The 17,184-nt window shown below is 42.4% G+C and carries 13 protein-coding genes; 5 read left to right on the top strand and 8 right to left on the bottom strand.

Annotated elements, in window-relative coordinates:
• Positions 1-244: 244 nt before the first annotated feature.
• The gene (gene mutS / locus POV27_RS17005; RefSeq protein ID WP_272863989.1) at positions 245-2,860 is read right to left on the bottom strand and encodes a DNA mismatch repair protein MutS; all 2,616 of its coding nucleotides are present in this window, start codon (positions 2,858-2,860) and stop codon (positions 245-247) included.
• A 170-nt stretch (positions 2,861-3,030) separates the two neighbouring features.
• Here mutS and POV27_RS17000 point away from each other — a divergent pair, with 170 nt between their 5' ends.
• The gene (locus tag POV27_RS17000) at positions 3,031-3,567 is read left to right on the top strand and encodes an RNA methyltransferase (protein ID WP_272863988.1); all 537 of its coding nucleotides are present in this window, start codon (positions 3,031-3,033) and stop codon (positions 3,565-3,567) included.
• Here POV27_RS17000 and folK read toward each other — a convergent pair.
• The gene (folK, locus tag POV27_RS16995) at positions 3,564-4,649 is read right to left on the bottom strand and encodes a 2-amino-4-hydroxy-6-hydroxymethyldihydropteridine diphosphokinase (RefSeq protein ID WP_419179956.1); all 1,086 of its coding nucleotides are present in this window, start codon (positions 4,647-4,649) and stop codon (positions 3,564-3,566) included. The two genes, POV27_RS17000 and folK, sit on opposite strands and share 4 nt — an antisense overlap.
• Before the next feature lie 124 nt (positions 4,650-4,773).
• Here folK and POV27_RS16990 point away from each other — a divergent pair, with 124 nt between their 5' ends.
• The 3 genes from POV27_RS16990 to POV27_RS16980 all read left to right on the top strand — a co-directional run bounded on the left by POV27_RS16990 (position 4,774) and on the right by POV27_RS16980 (position 8,873).
• Entirely contained in the window at positions 4,774-5,511 is a 738-nt protein-coding gene (locus POV27_RS16990; protein WP_272863987.1) for a queuosine precursor transporter, read from the top strand.
• A gap of 9 nt (positions 5,512-5,520) precedes the next feature.
• On the top strand, positions 5,521-8,175 hold the full coding sequence (locus POV27_RS16985) for an AsmA-like C-terminal region-containing protein (RefSeq protein WP_272863986.1): 2,655 nt from the start codon (positions 5,521-5,523) through the stop codon (positions 8,173-8,175).
• Between the two features lie 71 nt (positions 8,176-8,246).
• Positions 8,247-8,873: a LysE family transporter gene (locus POV27_RS16980; protein ID WP_272863985.1), complete on the top strand. Its 627-nt coding sequence runs from the start codon at positions 8,247-8,249 to the stop codon at positions 8,871-8,873.
• On the opposite strand, the gene POV27_RS16975 is transcribed toward POV27_RS16980, so the two are convergent.
• Positions 8,874-9,671: a DUF2797 domain-containing protein gene (locus tag POV27_RS16975; RefSeq protein ID WP_272863984.1), complete on the bottom strand. Its 798-nt coding sequence runs from the start codon at positions 9,669-9,671 to the stop codon at positions 8,874-8,876.
• Between the two features lie 45 nt (positions 9,672-9,716).
• On the opposite strand from POV27_RS16975, the gene POV27_RS16970 reads away from it, so the two are divergent.
• Positions 9,717-11,231: a GH3 auxin-responsive promoter family protein gene (locus POV27_RS16970; RefSeq protein WP_272863983.1), complete on the top strand. Its 1,515-nt coding sequence runs from the start codon at positions 9,717-9,719 to the stop codon at positions 11,229-11,231.
• A gap of 486 nt (positions 11,232-11,717) precedes the next feature.
• Here the strand turns inward: POV27_RS16970 and clpX are convergent, their stop codons facing one another.
• The 5 genes from clpX to POV27_RS16945 all read right to left on the bottom strand — a co-directional run bounded on the left by clpX (position 11,718) and on the right by POV27_RS16945 (position 17,182).
• Positions 11,718-12,950 (bottom strand): ATP-dependent Clp protease ATP-binding subunit ClpX, encoded by a 1,233-nt coding sequence (gene clpX, locus POV27_RS16965; protein ID WP_272863982.1) that lies wholly within the window; start codon positions 12,948-12,950, stop codon positions 11,718-11,720.
• A 22-nt stretch (positions 12,951-12,972) separates the two neighbouring features.
• Positions 12,973-13,647, bottom strand: coding sequence for an ATP-dependent Clp endopeptidase proteolytic subunit ClpP (clpP, locus tag POV27_RS16960; RefSeq protein ID WP_272863981.1), 675 nt, complete (start codon positions 13,645-13,647; stop codon positions 12,973-12,975).
• 85 nt (positions 13,648-13,732) lie between these two features.
• Complete coding sequence (gene tig / locus POV27_RS16955; protein WP_272863980.1) at positions 13,733-15,052, bottom strand: trigger factor; 1,320 nt, start codon at positions 15,050-15,052, stop codon at positions 13,733-13,735.
• A gap of 96 nt (positions 15,053-15,148) precedes the next feature.
• Positions 15,149-15,493, bottom strand: a complete 345-nt coding sequence (locus tag POV27_RS16950) for a phage holin family protein (protein WP_272863979.1) — start codon at positions 15,491-15,493, stop codon at positions 15,149-15,151.
• A gap of 99 nt (positions 15,494-15,592) precedes the next feature.
• Complete coding sequence (locus POV27_RS16945; RefSeq protein WP_336375842.1) at positions 15,593-17,182, bottom strand: G-D-S-L family lipolytic protein; 1,590 nt, start codon at positions 17,180-17,182, stop codon at positions 15,593-15,595.
• Between the last annotated feature and the right edge of the window lie 2 nt (positions 17,183-17,184).

Genomic DNA, 17,184 nt, shown 5'->3' with positions numbered 1-17,184 from the left:
TAAAGGGTTTTAAAAGCTAAACGCTTCCCGCCTTACAACAAATTAGTTGATTAGGTCATAGAATAGCAATTTTTTCTTGTTTCAAATGGACCGTCTGGTACCATTCGGTCTAATTTTTCTTTTTCTTCAAAGGGAAATCTCCGAAATATTTTTTCTCTAAATTAACCAATTTGAAGGAATAATCCGTTAAAAATTACACAATCTGCCTATCTGGGTACACCAAACCCAAATAAAGTGAAGTAAGCTATTTTTTGAATTTCACAGAAGCACTGCGCTGCAACATTCGCTTAATCTCATTAAGCTTCATCAATGCTTCCACAGGTGTAAGCGTATCGATATCGGTCTCCAAAATCTCATCCCGAATCTCTTCCAAAAGAGGATCGTCCAGCTTAAAGAAACTCAACTGCATTTCTTCTTGGGAGATTTCCTTCATCCTATCGCTCAACTCTTCCGAAGAATGACTCTTTTCCAGTCGTTTCAGCACTTTGTTGGCTCGCAGTAACACAGCCTTGGGCATACCCGCCATCTTAGCAACGTGAATACCGAAACTGTGATGGGAACCACCAGGCACCAGTTTGCGAAGGAACAATACGTTGTCCTTCATTTCCTTTACCGAAACATTGTAGTTTTTAATACGATCAAAGGTCTCGGTCATTTCATTCAGTTCGTGATAATGGGTAGCAAATAAGGTCTTGGCATGCGAAGGATGTTCGTGCAGGTATTCACTAATGGCCCAGGCAATGGAAATACCATCGTAGGTACTCGTTCCTCTTCCAATTTCATCCAATAACACCAAACTCCTTTCAGAGATATTATTAAGAATACTGGCCGTTTCGTTCATTTCTACCATAAACGTGGATTCGCCCATGGAAATATTGTCGCTCGCTCCTACCCTTGTAAATATCTTGTCCACGCAGCCCATTCTTACGGCGCTTGCTGGCACAAAACTTCCCATTTGGGCTAATAATACGATAAGTGCAGTCTGACGTAAAATCGCGCTCTTACCACTCATATTGGGCCCAGTGATCATAATGATTTGCTGATTATCGCGATCCAAAAACACATCATTGGCAATAAACGGCGAATCTGGAGGAAGCTGTTGTTCAATGACTGGATGCCTTCCTTCCTTGATATCCAAATCGAAACTATCGTCCAATAAGGGACGGGAATACCTATGGGTTTTTGCTTGATGTGCAAATGAAGCCAAGCAATCTATTTGGGCGATGAGAGTAGCCGTTTGCTGAATTTGCCCTATGAATTGAAGCAAATGCTGCAATAGCTCTTGAAACAGTTGCTGCTCCAAGGACAATATCTTTTCCTCAGCTCCAAGAATCTTGGCTTCGTATTCTTTCAGCTCTTCGGTTATATAACGCTCGGCACTCACCAAGGTTTGCTTCCTAATCCACTCCTCGGGCACCTTGTCTTTATGGGTATTCCGAACTTCGATATAGTACCCAAACACATTATTGGAAGCTATTTTCAAGGAAGTTATTCCCGTGCGTTCGCTTTCCCGTTGCAACATGGCATCCAAATAGTCCTTTCCACCTGTTGCAATGGCTCTAAGCTCATCCAGTTCGGCAGAAACCCCATCGGCAATGGCATTTCCTTTTCCAATGGCCACCGGAGCTTCCTCGTTAAGCGTTTCCTTAATCTTGTCGCGAAGGACTTCGCAATCGTTTAAGCGCTTTCCTATATCCTGTAAAGATCCATTATTGCTCTGTTCTGCCAAGGCCTTTATGGGCACGACAGCTTCTAAAGAATTCTTTAGGTGCACTACTTCTCTTGGATTGATCTTACCAGTAGCCGTTTTAGAGACCAATCGCTCCAAATCGCCCATGCGCTTTATGTATTGCTGGGCTTTTTCCAATACTTCGGGATGATCCAACAAATAGCTCACCACCTCATGCCTTTGCGCGATCTTTTCTGAATCCTTAAGAGGCAAGGCCATCCATCGCTTTAACATACGTCCACCCATGGGTGAAATCGTCTTATCGATGACATCCAATAGCGTAATAGCTCCTGGCTGGTTAGGCTGATACAATTCCAAATTCCGAATCGTAAATCGGTCCATCCACACATAAGCATCTTCTGCAATGGGAGCGATTCTGGTGATATGTTCCAGTTGGTTATGCTGTGTTTCTGAAAGGTAATGCAAAGCAGCTCCTGCCGCGATGATTCCTTCTTCCAAATGGGCTACCCCAAAGCCTTTCAATCCACTGGTGTCGAATTGTTTCTGAAGTGTCTCTAAGGCATAATCAGTCTGATAGATCCAATCTTCCAAATGGAATACATGATACCGATCTCCAAAAGTTTCGGCTACCCACTTGCGTTTCTGTTTGTTGAAAAGCACTTCACTCGGGCTGAAGTTTTGCAGTAATTTTTCAATGTACTCCAAGGATCCTTCGGCCGTGAGGAATTCCCCAGTAGAAATATCTAAAAAGGCAACCCCGTAGTACTTTTTGCCCACGTGAACGGCAGCCAAAAAGTTATTGGATTTGCTTTGTAAAATATCATCATTAATGGCTACCCCCGGTGTTACCAATTCGGTAACCCCACGTTTTACAATCTTCTTGGTCTGCTTTGGGTCTTCCAGCTGATCGCAAATAGCCACACGGCAACCCGCCATGACCAATTTGGGCAAATAGGTATTTAAAGAATGGTGGGGAAAGCCCGCCAATTCGGTCTGATCACCTCCATTGTTTCGTGCCGTTAGTGTAATGTTTAGGATTTTGGCCGATTTCACCGCATCTTCCCCAAAGGTTTCATAAAAATCGCCCACGCGAAAAAGCAACAAGGCATCCGGATACTTTGCCTTAATCGTATTGTACTGTTGCATTAATGGAGTGACCTTCTTCGCCATCTTCGATATTCTGAGTTCGGAAAGTAAAAATAAATAATGCCGCCTTTTTTCACAGGCGTTCTTCCTTCAAGTTATTGAATATTATCAACAAAATTGAAAATCGGTTAATAACCAAAATAGACATTCCTTATCTGCGCTTCTATTTTTATTTTAAGCCTTACTTTTGCGACATGCGACATCGGAAAATAAAGAACAGTGAATTGGGGCGGATTTCTGTAGAAGAATTCCAACAGCAACAGAAAACCCCGCTCATCCTTGTTTTGGACAATATTCGAAGTTTGAACAATATTGGTTCGGTGTTTCGTACGGCCGATGCCTTTCTCATTCAGAAAATATATCTCTGTGGCATCACCGCTCAACCCCCGCACAAAGACATTCAGAAAACAGCCTTGGGTGCTACCGATAGTGTGGTCTGGGAATACCGAAAATCGACCTTAGAGCTTATCGAAGAGCTGCAACGAGAAGGCGTATTTGTAGCTTCCATAGAACAGGCAGAGGAAGCTGTTTCCTTAGCACATTTTAAAGCTAAAAAAAACACTCCCTATGCCGTGGTTTTTGGCAATGAGGTAAAAGGCGTACAACAAGAGGTGGTTTCCCAAAGTGATGCTGTGATTGAGATTCCGCAATACGGAACCAAACATTCCTTGAACATTAGTGTGAGTTGCGGTGTCGTGGTTTGGGATTTGTTTCAGAAACTTCAGCCTTAAGAAACAATCTGCCTCAATATAGAGAGATAATCCTTCCTATTTTTCACAAAGTCCATTTCTGAAATATCGATCACCCGAACTTTCTCGGGAGGCAATCCTTTTATGAATTCGAAATATCCTTCATTGAGCTCCTGAAGATACTTCGCCGGAATATCCTTTTCGTAGCTCCTTCCCCTTTTTTTGATATTTTCCAGCAGTCGCTCAGTATTCTGATACAAATACACATACAAATCGGGATTGGGCAGTTCCTTGTGCATCAAATTGAACAGCTTCTTATAAAGCGCATATTCCTCTTCGGCTAAAGTGACTTTGGCAAAAATCAAGGACTTATAAGCATCATAATCGGCCACTACCGAATCCTTGAACAAATCGAATTGTTTGATGTCTTCCAGCAACTGTTGATATCGATCGGCCAAAAAAGACATCTCCAAAGGAAAGGCATAACGTGACTGATCTTTATAAAATTTGGGTAGAAAAGCATTGTCCTTATATCGCTCTAGAATAAGTTTCGCATTGAAATCCTCCGCAATCATAGTCGCCAAACTGGTCTTTCCCGCACCGATGTTCCCTTCGATCGCCAAATAATTGAGTTGGGGAATGGGAAAATCTTTTTTAGGATTGCGAAGCCACTTGGATTGTTTGGAAAGTACACTTTCGTCTTTGGTGCTGGCCAATAACTTAATTACATTCATCCCGTTTACCGGATGTTCCCATTGCGGGTTTACATCGGCCAAAGGCTGCAACACAAACCTGCGATCCTGTAAATGGGGATGCGGCAGTGTTAGGCTTTTGGTATCCTTCACCTCCTCCTCATAAGAAATGATATCGATATCGATGGGTCGCGAAGCGTATCCTTCTTCCGCCTTTCGTTCACGGCCCATTTCCTTCTCAATGTCAAGGACTGTGGCCATCAATCTTTTTGGAGAAAGGGAGGTTCTAACCCATAGGACGCAATTCAGGAAATCGCCCCCTTCAAAACCGATGGCTGGCGTTTCATAAACGGATGATATCTTTATAATAGGGCCTATTTCTTCGAAGATGGCATTGACAGCAGCCTGTAAATGCTCGAAACGGTTCCCCATATTGCTCCCTAGCGACAGGTATGTATTTTGTGTTGGTTTGATAAAGTGCTAATTTTAACATTTGTGACGAAATTAACGCTATCTGTAAACCGTCACATTAACTTTGTAATAATACCAAAAAATTGTGACAACAGAGACACTCAAAAAACGGTTATTGGCCCAACGTATCTATCTAATTCTGGCAGCGCTGTTTATCTGTTCCTTGGTCGTTTCCAATCTTATTTTTCAGAAGTTTTTTTACTGGGATTTCTTTGGCCTATACACCTTCGAAATCTCTGTGGGCATCTTACCCTACCCCATTACCTTCTTAATTACCGATGTAATTAGTGAAGTCTATGGTAAGAAGAAAGCTAACCAAGTGGTAACCGCAGGAATTTTTGCTTCCTTCTTCTCGTTATTGATTGTATATGTGGCCGACTACGTGCCTGCTACCGAATGGAGCCCGATAGACAATATCCTTTTTACCAAGGTTTTTGGTGCTACGGTGGTTGCAGTTTTTGCCTCCATGATGGCCTATTTGTTAGCACAATACATTGACATACAAATATTTCACTTCTGGAAACGTTTAACCAAAGGAAGGCATTTATGGCTTCGTAACAATTTCTCAACATTCCTGTCCCAATTTGTGGATACCTTTACTGTACTTTTCTTGCTATGCAGTTTTGGGAAAATTGATTGGGAATTGTTTGGAGGACTATTATTGGGCGGATTCCTATTCAAAGTATTGGTTGCTGCAGTGGACACCCCATTCCTATATGCCGCCGTGTATGCTTTGCGAAGCAAGCTAGGATTGAAAGGAGCCGAAGAGTTTGATCTGGACACATTAGACCTAAACGAAATTGAGATAACAACACCTACTTAAACCATAAAAATGAAAAAAATTGCCAAAATCATCGGAATCGTCCTCGGACTCATCCTTGTATTCCTGCTAGTAGCCCCATTTCTTTTTAAAGGTTCTATTGAAAAACTTCTGAAAAAGAACCTCAACGAAAACCTGACCGCACAAGTGGAATGGGAATCACTAGACCTAAGCCTTTTTAAAAACTTTCCCAATGCTGCGGTAGTGGTAGAGAACTTCAGTGTGGTGAATGCTGCCCCTTTTGAAGGAGATACGCTAGCCAGCGGTAAACGCCTTGCTTTGGATATGGGCATTACCCAACTCTTTAAAAGCTCCGAAGACCCTATACAAATAAACGGATTGGAACTGGATGAGGCTCTGATTAATATTCAGGTAGACTCCCTTGGTAATGCAAGCTATGATATTGCCAAAAAATCGGAAACAGAACCCAACGAAAGTACCGAAGACACTTCTTCCGGAGGCTTTTCCTTTGACTTGAATCATTACGAAATCAATAATTCACGCATCAACTACCATGACCACAAAGGAGGTACCTTTTTAACCTTGGAAGAATTTACGCATGAAGGGAATGGCGACCTCTCGGCAGCTACTTCGCAACTCGTCACTACTACTCAGACCAAAGCAAGCTTTGCCCAAGGGGATACCCAATACTTAGGTGGGCATTCACTAACCTTAGACGCTACTTTTCAATTGGATCTCGAAAATCAGAAATACAGCTTTCTGGAAAACGAAGCAAAAATCAATGAACTTCCCCTCACTTTTGATGGTTTTGTTCAAATCTTAGAGGATGGGAGCGATATCGACTTAACGTTTACCACCCCTTCTTCCGATTTCAAGAATTTCTTGGCCGTGATTCCCAAGAAATACGTTCAAAACCTGGATGGGGTTTCTACCACAGGAAATTTCAGTGTAGACGGAATGGTGAAAGGAGTAGCGAACGACACCCGTATTCCCACTTTGGACATTACGGTGAAAAGTGATAACGCTTCGTTCAAATATCCAGACTTACCCAAGGCGGTTCGTAATATCTCTATAGACGCTCAATTGAAAAACGATACTGGATTGGTACAAGACACCTACCTAACCATAGGCAACCTTACCTTCAAAATCGATGAAGAATTATTCAGAGCCAATGGAAGCATTCGTAACCTTACCGAAAATGCCCTTGTGCAATTGGCATTAAAGGGAACCCTTAATCTGGCCAACATAGAACAGGTACTTCCTCTGGAATTGGAGCAGGACCTAACGGGTATATTTAAAGCCGATGTTTCTACCCGCTTCGACATGCGTTCTTTAGAAACCGAACAATATCAGAATATCAGTACCAATGGTACCGCTTCCTTGAGCGACTTTACTTATCAAGATCCTTATTTTTCCGATAAAATAGTAATAGATGAAGCCGATGTAGCCATGACTCCGGGAAATATCACCCTGAACAAATTTGATGCGAAAACAGGAGAAACCGATATCGCCGCTACAGGAAGCATTCAAAACCTGATTCCTTGGATTATGGCCAAACAGGATTTGAAAGGGAACTTTAATGTGCAATCCAACACCTTCAACGTAAGTGACTTTATGGGAACAGAATCGGAAGAAGTTCCTGCTACTGGCGATGGCACTACTGAAAGTGCTACTACCGCCACCGCAGAAGGAGAAGCTATTAAAATCCCCGATTTCTTGGATGCTACACTCAATTTTGATGCAAAAAAGGTGAAGTACGACAATTTGGAATTACAAAACACCAAGGGCACGGTAACCATAAGTGATGAAACCGCTTTCCTAAAAAATGTAAGCTCTAATATATTGGGTGGAAATGTTGCACTTTCGGGAGACGTAAATACAAAACAAACCACGCCCACTTTTAGCATGAATCTGGACCTTCAGAAAATAGACATCGATCAATCCTTTGGGCAACTAGCCATGTTAAAGTACATCGCCCCTATTGCCCAAGCGTTGGATGGCAACTTGAATACAACCCTTAACCTGCAAGGAAAGTTGAATGATGATCTTACTCCAGACCTTAAAACAATCGCTGGAAGCGCCCTTGCCCAAGTGATCACAGCACAGGTGGATGCCAATAAAACACCCTTGCTTTCTAAATTGGGAGAGCAGGTTTCCTTTCTCAATCTCGATAAATTGAGTTTGCAAAATGTGAGTACCGCCTTGGATTTTAGCGATGGAAAAATAGTGGTACAACCTTTTGACTTCAAGATTGAAGATATTAATGTAACCGCAGGGGGAAGCCATGGTTTGGATAAGAGCATGAATTACCAGGTCACTATGGACGTTCCTGCCAAATACTTAGGTGGAGAAGTAAACAACCTCCTCAAAAAACTGGATCCGGCCGAAGCCGATAAGACTACTGTATCATTGCCTATTGGCATTGGTGGCACCTTTACAAGTCCCGCCGTGAATGTGGACACAAAGGGAGCAGTGAGCACATTGACCCAACAACTTATTGAAAAGCAAAAACAAGAACTTACCAATAAAGGAACAGATATTCTTAAGGACATCTTGGGTGGCGGAACCAAAAAGGAAGGAGACGCCAAGGCAAATTCTACCGAAAAAACTACTGAAGAACAGGCCACTGAAGTCGTAAAGGATATTTTCGGCGGTATCTTTGGCAAGAAGAAAAAGAAAAAAGACAGCACGAAATCAGGCAATTAGACAAATTAACATTTTTTTGTCGCCCCCAGACGTAAGCTTTCCAAGCCCAGAGGCACTAATGTGTCATGATTTTGGGATTCTTTCTTATTGGCACATTGCTTTCCATTTTGGGAGCCATTCCTTTGGGAGCTTCCAATTTGGCCGTGGTAAGTGCCACTTCCAAACATTCATTATCCCATGGCATGAAGGTAGCCTATGGTGCGGGGGTGGGCGAAGTTGCCCTGGCCTTCTTTGCCCTGAACTATAGCATGGTATTCAGTGATTTTTTTGAAATGAACCAATGGGTGCAGATTACGTTCATGGTCCTGTTGTTTATTATAGGACTGTACTTCTTAACACCTAAAAAGCTAAAGGTTTCCATTAAAGCAAATCCAAATAAGGAAATTACCTATTCCCGATTCTTAATCGGATTTTTCCTTTCTTTCATTAATCCGCCTGTTTTATTATACTGGATTCTTGCCATATCGATAGCTAAAAGCCATTTTTTGGAAATTTCGGACATGAGCCCTACCAATATGCTACTATTGTTCTTTACGGGTGTCTTTATGGGTAAAGTATTGACCCTGTTCTTCTATGGAAAATTGAGTGATAAATTCAAAAACAAGAAGAAAGGAGACAAAACCAAGTTCTACCGAATTATAGGCATTAGCCTTATTCTCATCTCCTTTGCGCAAATGGTGCGCTATTATCTTCAGTAATTAGGCATTTACAGTGAAGGCGACCTTGTAACCTTCGTTGGCACGTACGTTGAAAACAGTATCGTCTTCAAAAATGAGGTATTGTCCTTTTATTCCTTTCAATACGCCTGTGTATTCCGGTGTTTTATCAAGATTGAGGCTTTTGGGTTTTTCAGGATAGCCATTGACCGGAAATTCGAGATGGGTTTCCCCGTTTTGTTCTAGGAAATAGTCCGTCACCTCTTCCGGAATGAAATCTTTCAACTTAGAGCGCCATTCCACCAAATCTATATCTTCGATCTCGTTCTTCAGCATTTTACGCCAATTGGTCTTATCGCTTACATGGTCCTTTAGGGCGACTTCGGTAATACCCGCTAAATATCGATTGGGTACTTCGGCAATTTCTATGGCTTCGTGTGCCCCTTGATCGATCCATCGGGTAGGCACCTGACTCTTTCTAGTGACTCCTACTTTTACATTGCTACTATTGGCTAAGTATACTATATGCGGCTGGAGCTGCACCTGTTTCTCATATTCCAAATCGCGATCTTCCTGCCCCAAATGGGCCTTGCTCAGTTCTGGTCGCATGATCCAGTCGGCGGCCTGTGGAATTTCGTAAAAACAATCGTAACAGAAACCTTGGCGGAAGATCTTCTTGTTCAATCGGCAATTTAGGCATTCGAAGCCCACGAAGGCCATGGTAATCTTTTTACCGAGTAACTGATTCATATTCATGAAATCATTATCGAACACCAAATAATACTGTATGGGGCTGCCATTTTCGGTCTGCATTTTCGTTAGGACACCTTCGTAGCTCATTCTATTAAAATTGTTATTTTTACTTTGTAAAGATAGGTCAAAATCATGCCAATTCCACTCGTTAATTCCATTGCCTCTTGGTTCCTTAAGAAGCGCTTCCACCAAATTGAGCTTTTCTTAAAGTATCCTATAGAAGTGCAGGAGGAACTGTTGCAATATTTGCTTCAACAGGCGAAGGGTACCGAGTATGGGAAGAGGTATGACTTTTCTTCCATACGCTCTTATAGGGAGTTTGCAGATCGTATTCCCATTAGTCAATACGAGGATATTGAACCGGATATCGAACGTTCCCGATGTGGTGAGGCCAATATTTTTTGGCACAAGCCTATTAAATGGTTTGCCAAATCCAGTGGAACTACCAATGCGAAGAGCAAGTTTATTCCAGTGAGCGAGGAATCCTTAGAAGATTGCCATTATGCAGCTAGTAAGGATCTCTTATGCATGTACCTTAATAATAATCCCGATGCCCAATTGTTTGTGGGTAAAGGTTTGCGTTTGGGAGGAAGTAAGGAGTTGTACAAAGAAAACGGAACAGCCTTTGGGGATCTTTCTGCCATTCTTATCGACAATATGCCTTTCTGGGCAGAATTCAGCAGCACACCTAGCAATGAAATATCCCTCATGGCCGACTGGGAAACCAAAATGCAGGCCATTGTAGACGAAACTATTAACGAGAATGTGACGAGTTTGGCAGGTGTACCCTCTTGGATGTTGGTGCTACTGAACAATGTACTGGAAACGACCGGAAAGGAGCATATCTTCGAAATTTGGCCCAACTTGGAGGTGTATTTCCATGGGGGTGTAAGCTTCGACCCCTATATCGATCAATACAATAAGTTATTTCCGAAGGAGAATTTCCGCTATTATGAAATCTATAATGCTTCCGAAGGTTTCTTCGCCATACAGGATAGAAATGCCAATAAAGAACTTCTCCTGATGCTCGACTATGGAATCTTTTACGAATTCATCCCTATGGACTCCTATGGAACCCCTAGCGAGAAGATCATTCCGCTGTCTGAGGTTGAAGTTGGAAAAAATTATGCCATTGTCATCACTACCAATGCGGGACTGTGGCGCTATAAGATTGGAGATACGGTTCGCTTTACTTCTACCAACCCCTATCGTATTAAGGTAACCGGAAGGACCAAACACCATATCAATGCCTTCGGTGAAGAGCTCATTATTGAAAACGCCGAAGCCGCCTTGAAGAAAACCACCCAACTCACCCAATCTGAAATTGTGGACTACACGGCGGCTCCTATATATATGAACGGAAGGGAGAAGGGGGCACATGAATGGATTATCGAGTTTAAGACCCCTCCTAAAGACTTCTCCAAATTCACACAACTGCTCGATCGTTCCTTGCAGGAAGTAAATAGCGATTACGAAGCCAAGCGCTACAATAACACTACCCTAAATGCACCTACCATCCATTGTGGTCGCGAACGACTCTTCTACGATTGGTTGAAGGAGAAAGATAAGTTGGGGGGACAGCATAAAGTGCCTCGACTTTCCAATACACGTGACTATTTGGAAGAACTTCTCAACCTAAATAAGTAGAAGGGTATTCTGCAAACATCGATTAAAAGCATATAAATTCGATTAAGAAAGCGTCATAAGTCGATGATAATAAACACTTTATCGAGCATCCCATTTTTTTGTGCATTTTAACGAATTTTCCTACGACTTCACCTAAAAGTTTTGGTAGTATTTTTCTTACTCAATACGTTTGAACTATCAAATTACAATTGGGGCTGTAATGAAAAGAGCAAAAAACATACTAGTAACCTTCTTACTGATAGCATTCGTATCTGGTTCTTTAACCTCTTGTGCTACTACAATGAAAGTAAACAACGATGAATCAGTGTCAGGTTACACATTAAAGAACAAAAAGGAGTTAATGCAACAAAAGATTGCAAACAAAAAGCCAAAGACAGTTTTGGCCACTCCTTAAAGATTATTATTTAGGTTAAGTTTAAGTGAAAAAAGCCTCTAGATCTTAGGATCGAAGAGGCTTTTTTTTATGCGTATATCTTTGAAAGCGGTTTAGGAAACGGCCTTCAACTTTTTAATCGTAGACTTATTCAGTTTCTCCTGAGCGTATTCCATCGTAACGTGCAACTTCTTGTCGTTGGTACTCGGCAGTTCATACATGGCGTCGGTAAGAACGGCTTCACAAAGTGAACGGAGCCCTCGTGCCCCAAGTTTGTATACTATGGCCTGGGAAACGATGAAATCCAATGCTTCTTCCGTAATTACAAAGTCAATCTCATCCATTTCGAACAGTTTCTTGTACTGTTTGATGATGGCGTTCTTTGGCTCTGTAAGAATGGCTCGCAAGGTACCTTTGTCCAAAGGATTCATATACGTAAGTACGGGTAGCCTTCCGATGATTTCGGGAATAAGACCGTAATCCTTCAAATCCTTCGGGATGATGTATTTCAAAAGATTATCGCGCTCTCTTGTATCATCACTTTTGGAAGCGCTGAAACCAACCGCTTGCATATTCAATCGTTTGGAGATATGGCGTTCAATTCCATCGAATGCTCCTCCAGCAATGAAAAGGATGTTTTCGGTATTTACCTCGATAAATTTCTGATCTGGGTGTTTTCTTCCCCCTTTAGGCGGCACATTTACCACGGTTCCTTCCAATAGCTTCAGTAAGGCTTGCTGTACCCCTTCACCACTTACATCACGGGTAATGGAAGGGTTGTCGCTCTTACGGGCAATCTTATCGATTTCATCAATAAAAACAATCCCGTTTTGCGCCTTCTCCACATTGTAATCGGCCGCTTGCAATAATCGGGTCAAGATGCTCTCTACATCTTCTCCCACATATCCTGCTTCGGTAAGTACCGTCGCATCTACAATGGCCAACGGAACATTGAGCATACGGGCTACAGTCTTCGCCATAAGGGTCTTCCCGGTTCCAGTTTGCCCAACAATTACAATATTACTTTTTTGGATTTCAATGTCGTCGTCGGTTTTGGGTTGAAGCAAACGCTTGTAGTGGTTATAGACCGCTACCGACATCACTTTTTTGGTATATTCTTGCCCAATGATGTAATCGTCCAAAAACTCCTTGATGGCTTTTGGCTTCTTCAGCATCATTTCTTTTGTAAGCTCGGTATTGGTAGAGTGCAATGCTTCTTCTACCACAATACCATGGGCTTGTTCTATACAACGATCACAGATATGGGCATCGAGCCCAGCGATCAATAGGTTGGTTTCGGCTTTTTTACGACCACAAAACGAACATTCTAAATCTTCTTTTGCCATAACCTTACACTTTTAGGGGGTGTTATCCTCGTGACAATATTTCGTCAATCATTCCGTATTCAAGGGCTTTGTCTGCCTTCATCCAGTAATCACGATCACTGTCTTCATAGACTTTCTCGAAGGTTTGTCCACTGTGTTTTGCAATAATTTGATATAATTCGTCTTTCAGGGTGAGGATTTCGCGTGCTGTAATTTCTATATCGCTCGCTTGTCCCTGAGCTCCTCCTAGGGGTTGGTGAATCATAACGCGGGAATGCGGTAGTCCGCTTCGCTTGCCTTTTTCTCCAGCACATAAAAGCACTGCTCCCATAGAAGCTGCCATTCCAGTACAAATGGTTGCTACATCGGGTTTAATGAACTGCATGGTGTCGTAAATACCTAGTCCGGCATACACACTACCTCCGGGGGAATTGATATATATCTGAATGTCCTTGGAAGCATCTACGCTTTCCAAAAACAACAATTGTGCTTGTACAATATTGGCCACCTGATCGTTTATTCCGGTACCCAAAAAGATAATTCTGTCCATCATTAGCCTTGAGAATACATCAAAGATGGCGATATTCATCTGGCGTTCTTCAATAATATTTGGGGTTAAGCCCACAGGATACATGCTACTCACGATCTGATCATAGTACGTGCTACTAATGCCTTGATCCTTAATTGCAAAGTCTTTAAACTCTTTTTCGTAGTTCATATAGTTTTTTATATCTATTTTTCTAAAACAAAAAGCGTTGAATGCACCCATTCAACGCCCTAAAGATAACTATTTTATCGCTCATTTAAGCGTAGGCTTCTTTAATGAATTTGTCATAGGTGACTTCCTTAGTCTTCAATTTTGCGTTTTCCTTAAAAAACTGAAGCATTTTGTTGGTCCCTAACTGCTCGGAAATACGTTTTACCTCATCCTGATTGCCCATGATACGAGCTACAATACCTTCCACTTCTTCTTCGGTGGGGTTCATTTGGCCAAACTGAGCCATTTGCGCTTTAATCATATTAGAGGCGTACTCCTTCAACTCTTCGAAAGTAACCTGTAGATTGTTCTCGGTACGCAGTTTGCCTTCGATCAATTGGTAACGCAGTCCTTTTTCACTTCTTTCGAACTCTTCCTTCGCTTCATCCTCACTCAATACCTTTTCTCCTGAAACTTTGATCCAACGGGTCAAGAATTCAGATGGAAGATCGAACTTGGTATTCTCAATCAAAGAATCTACAACATCGTTCAGTAGTTTCTGATCGCTCTGCTGCTCGAATTGACGCTCTGCATCTTCTTTGATCTTTTCTTTTAGTTGATCTTCGGAAGTAACAATCCCTTCCCCGAACAACTTATCAAACAATTCCTGGTTCAACTCGGCCAACTCACGGCTGTTCACCTCTTCAATTTTCAAGGTTACTTCAATTTCCAAACCATGTGCTTCCTCATGAGAAACTCCTAGGAATCTCTGGTTATCATGTTCTTCCTTGAACAACCCTTTGGTTTTCAATTTAACTTCATCTCCTACTTTAGAACCAATCAAGGCGTTCAATTGACGCTTTCCTTTGATTACATCGGTACCAAAAGTCGTTTTGTTTTCCATCTCCTTTTCGGTGGAAGTAAAGGTTCCGGTAATCTCATCATCTGCCGCTACTTCATCCTTGGAGATCAACTTTCCGTATTGTTTTTGGATGGTTTTCACCTGATTGTTGATCATCTCGTCATCGGCCACCACTTTGTATTGGGTAACAGCCTTTTTCTTCACATCTACGTCGAATTCTGGGGCAAGTCCCAATTCGAATTCGAAAGCGAAGTCGCCAGCATCCCAATCGATATCGGCTTCATTCTTTGGAAGTGGGTTTCCAAGTACATCCAATTTTTCTTCGGTCAAAAACTTGTGAAGGTTCTCTTGAAGCAATTTATTCACCTCTTCCACCAACACAGCTTGTCCATACTGCTTACGCACCATCCCCATAGGAACATGTCCTTTTCTGAAACCGGGAATGTTGGCATTTTTTCGGTAGTTATTAAGAACATCATCCACCTTTTTGGAATAGTCCTCCTTCGAAATTTCTACGGTAATCACCGCATTTAAGCTATCGATGTCTGTTTTTGTAATATTCATACGTCTTGAAAAAAATTTGACCTCTTCTTTTAGAGGGTGCAAAAGTACAACTTTTCCAAGAAGTCAACAAGCTTTTAAAAACTGAAATTCAAGGGTTTATTTTTCCTTTTCCAACATGGAATATAGTATGGATTGCAGAAAGGAAAGCAACAAACTAAAGATCAGTGCCCAAAGGATGCCATCTACGGTGAAGCCAGAAATAAAATAGTCGGCAATAAGTACCACCACCGCATTGATGACCAACAGGAACAATCCCAAAGTAATAATGGTAATGGGAAGGGTAAGTACTACCAAAATGGGTTTCACAATGGCGCGCAGTAATCCTAAGACCACGGCTACAATTAAAGCAGATACATAACTGGCCACTCCCACTCCCGGAAGTACATAGGCTAGGATCATTACCGCTACGGCGGTGAGAAGGATTTTAAGAAGGGTTTTCATTAGAATCGGTTTGTATAAATATAGCGAAAAGAAGCCATTCCAATAAAAAAGCGCCTTCCTACGGAAAGCGCTTTTTATCTCTTGTTGAATGAAAGTAACTTAGTTACCTCCGTTATTGTGTACCTGAACCGTAGGATAGTTTCCTATATCTACTGTTGGAATATTAGCACTGTATTTTCTATTGATTGCTTCTATGGCAAGGTTGGCAACATAGGCATATCCGCGTCCTGTTGGGTGAACTCCATCCAATGAGAAGGCGCCACCGGTTACAAAAGTATCGGTAAGTAATCCTCCGTTGTAAGGAATCCCAGTACTGGCTACCTGAGCCAATTCTCCTTTAGCATCGATAAGAATAAGGTTTCTAGCGGCTGCTAATGCTTCGATGGTGGCATTGTAAGCAGCTGCAGCAGTTGCTACACTTGCTTGCTCGCTCGTACTCAACACCCACTGGTCTTCCATTGGATATGTAATTCCGTTAACTGAAAGCTGGGCAGCGTCTGCCTGAGGCAATCCTAAAGCCATTAGCTCGGCCATACGATCGGCATTCAACTGTCCGATCACAGAAGCACTGGTCAATACCATAAGGTCGTTTTCGGTAGCTTGACGGGCCTGTCCGTACTGCAATCCGAAAATGGTTGCCGTAGGCAAGTCCAATCCACCAGCGGCTAATGTTTGGGTTAACTCAGCACTGATATTCGTTAAAGAATCATCATTAATCACCACTGTACTAGCAGCGTTTGTAGAGAACTGAATAGAACGCTCTGGCACCCCTAAGAAAGCAAATGCTTGGTTCAATAAACCATATGTGGCATTCAAGGTTGGGATCTGAGGTCCGAAATCTGGATTTGTCGGATCCAAGGCCGCAGCCGGTACGGTTGTAAAGAACGGGATGGAAGTTACGTCTGGAAGGTTAATAACGATTCCTTCGGCTCCTCCAACCATCAATGCATCCAATACAGCCGTATAGGAAGCTCCAAATACGTTAGGGTCCGTAATATCATTTCCGCCATAGGTCGTTGGATCTAAATTTCCTGTTTGGTCTACTCCAGAACCACCGGATGTAGCATATCCCAAAATATCGTTGTTACCAATCCAAAGGCTAAAGAAGGAGGGACTCAATGCTGCAGCATCTCCTGCTACGGTCGTACCTGCGCTTGTTGCCATACGTGCGAAGTAAGGATTGGCAGTTCCCGCCAAAATTCCAGAAGCATCTCCATAACCAGGAGCAACCAAATGATAACTCTTCGCTCCAGGAACTCCCATGTTGTTGTAGGGTCCCGCAGCACTTGTGGTTACATCTGTGGTTGGGTTTCCTTCCAATACCGCTGGAAAAGGATTTCCGTTGGCATCGGTAGACAATACAAAACGGTTAGCCGCTACTGGGGTTCCCCCTAATAGTAAACCTCCTAAATCATCGTCCATAAGGGGTTGCGTAAAAGCTCCTCCACCTGCAAGGGCAAACTGCCCCGCCATGATATTTGGGTAAGAATTGTTCTGACCCGAAATGTAAAGGGCTCCGTCTGCAAATCCAGCCGTTAGGGAATTCCCTACCGCTACATAGTTGGAAAGGTTAGCGCTTCCAGTATCGTAGAAACCTTCGTCGGTTACAGTATTTTCAAATTCGGGCTCACAGCTTGCCAATGCAACTACTGCTGCCAATGCTATATATTTAAATGTGTTTTTCATCATCT

The sequence above is a fragment of the Aureisphaera galaxeae genome, assembly GCF_028561275.1.
In the GTDB taxonomy this organism is placed as follows: domain Bacteria; phylum Bacteroidota; class Bacteroidia; order Flavobacteriales; family Flavobacteriaceae; genus Aureisphaera; species Aureisphaera galaxeae.
This window is presented reverse-complemented; position numbering and strand designations above follow the sequence as displayed.

Coding starts and splice junctions, on each gene's coding strand:
- POV27_RS16950 (WP_272863979.1), bottom strand. CDS start 15,493: ATGAAAACCCTTCTTAAAATCCTTCTCACCGCCGTAGCGGTAATGATC.
- clpP (WP_272863981.1), bottom strand. CDS start 13,647: ATGAACTACGAAAAAGAGTTTAAAGACTTTGCAATTAAGGATCAAGGC.
- tig (WP_272863980.1), bottom strand. CDS start 15,052: ATGAATATTACAAAAACAGACATCGATAGCTTAAATGCGGTGATTACC.
- POV27_RS16985 (WP_272863986.1), top strand. CDS start 5,521: ATGAAAAAAATTGCCAAAATCATCGGAATCGTCCTCGGACTCATCCTT.
- POV27_RS16945 (WP_336375842.1), bottom strand. CDS start 17,182: ATGATGAAAAACACATTTAAATATATAGCATTGGCAGCAGTAGTTGCA.
- folK (WP_419179956.1), bottom strand. CDS start 4,649: ATGGGGAACCGTTTCGAGCATTTACAGGCTGCTGTCAATGCCATCTTC.
- POV27_RS16970 (WP_272863983.1), top strand. CDS start 9,717: ATGCCAATTCCACTCGTTAATTCCATTGCCTCTTGGTTCCTTAAGAAG.
- POV27_RS16975 (WP_272863984.1), bottom strand. CDS start 9,671: ATGAGCTACGAAGGTGTCCTAACGAAAATGCAGACCGAAAATGGCAGC.
- mutS (WP_272863989.1), bottom strand. CDS start 2,860: ATGGCGAAGAAGGTCACTCCATTAATGCAACAGTACAATACGATTAAG.
- POV27_RS17000 (WP_272863988.1), top strand. CDS start 3,031: ATGCGACATCGGAAAATAAAGAACAGTGAATTGGGGCGGATTTCTGTA.
- clpX (WP_272863982.1), bottom strand. CDS start 12,950: ATGGCAAAAGAAGATTTAGAATGTTCGTTTTGTGGTCGTAAAAAAGCC.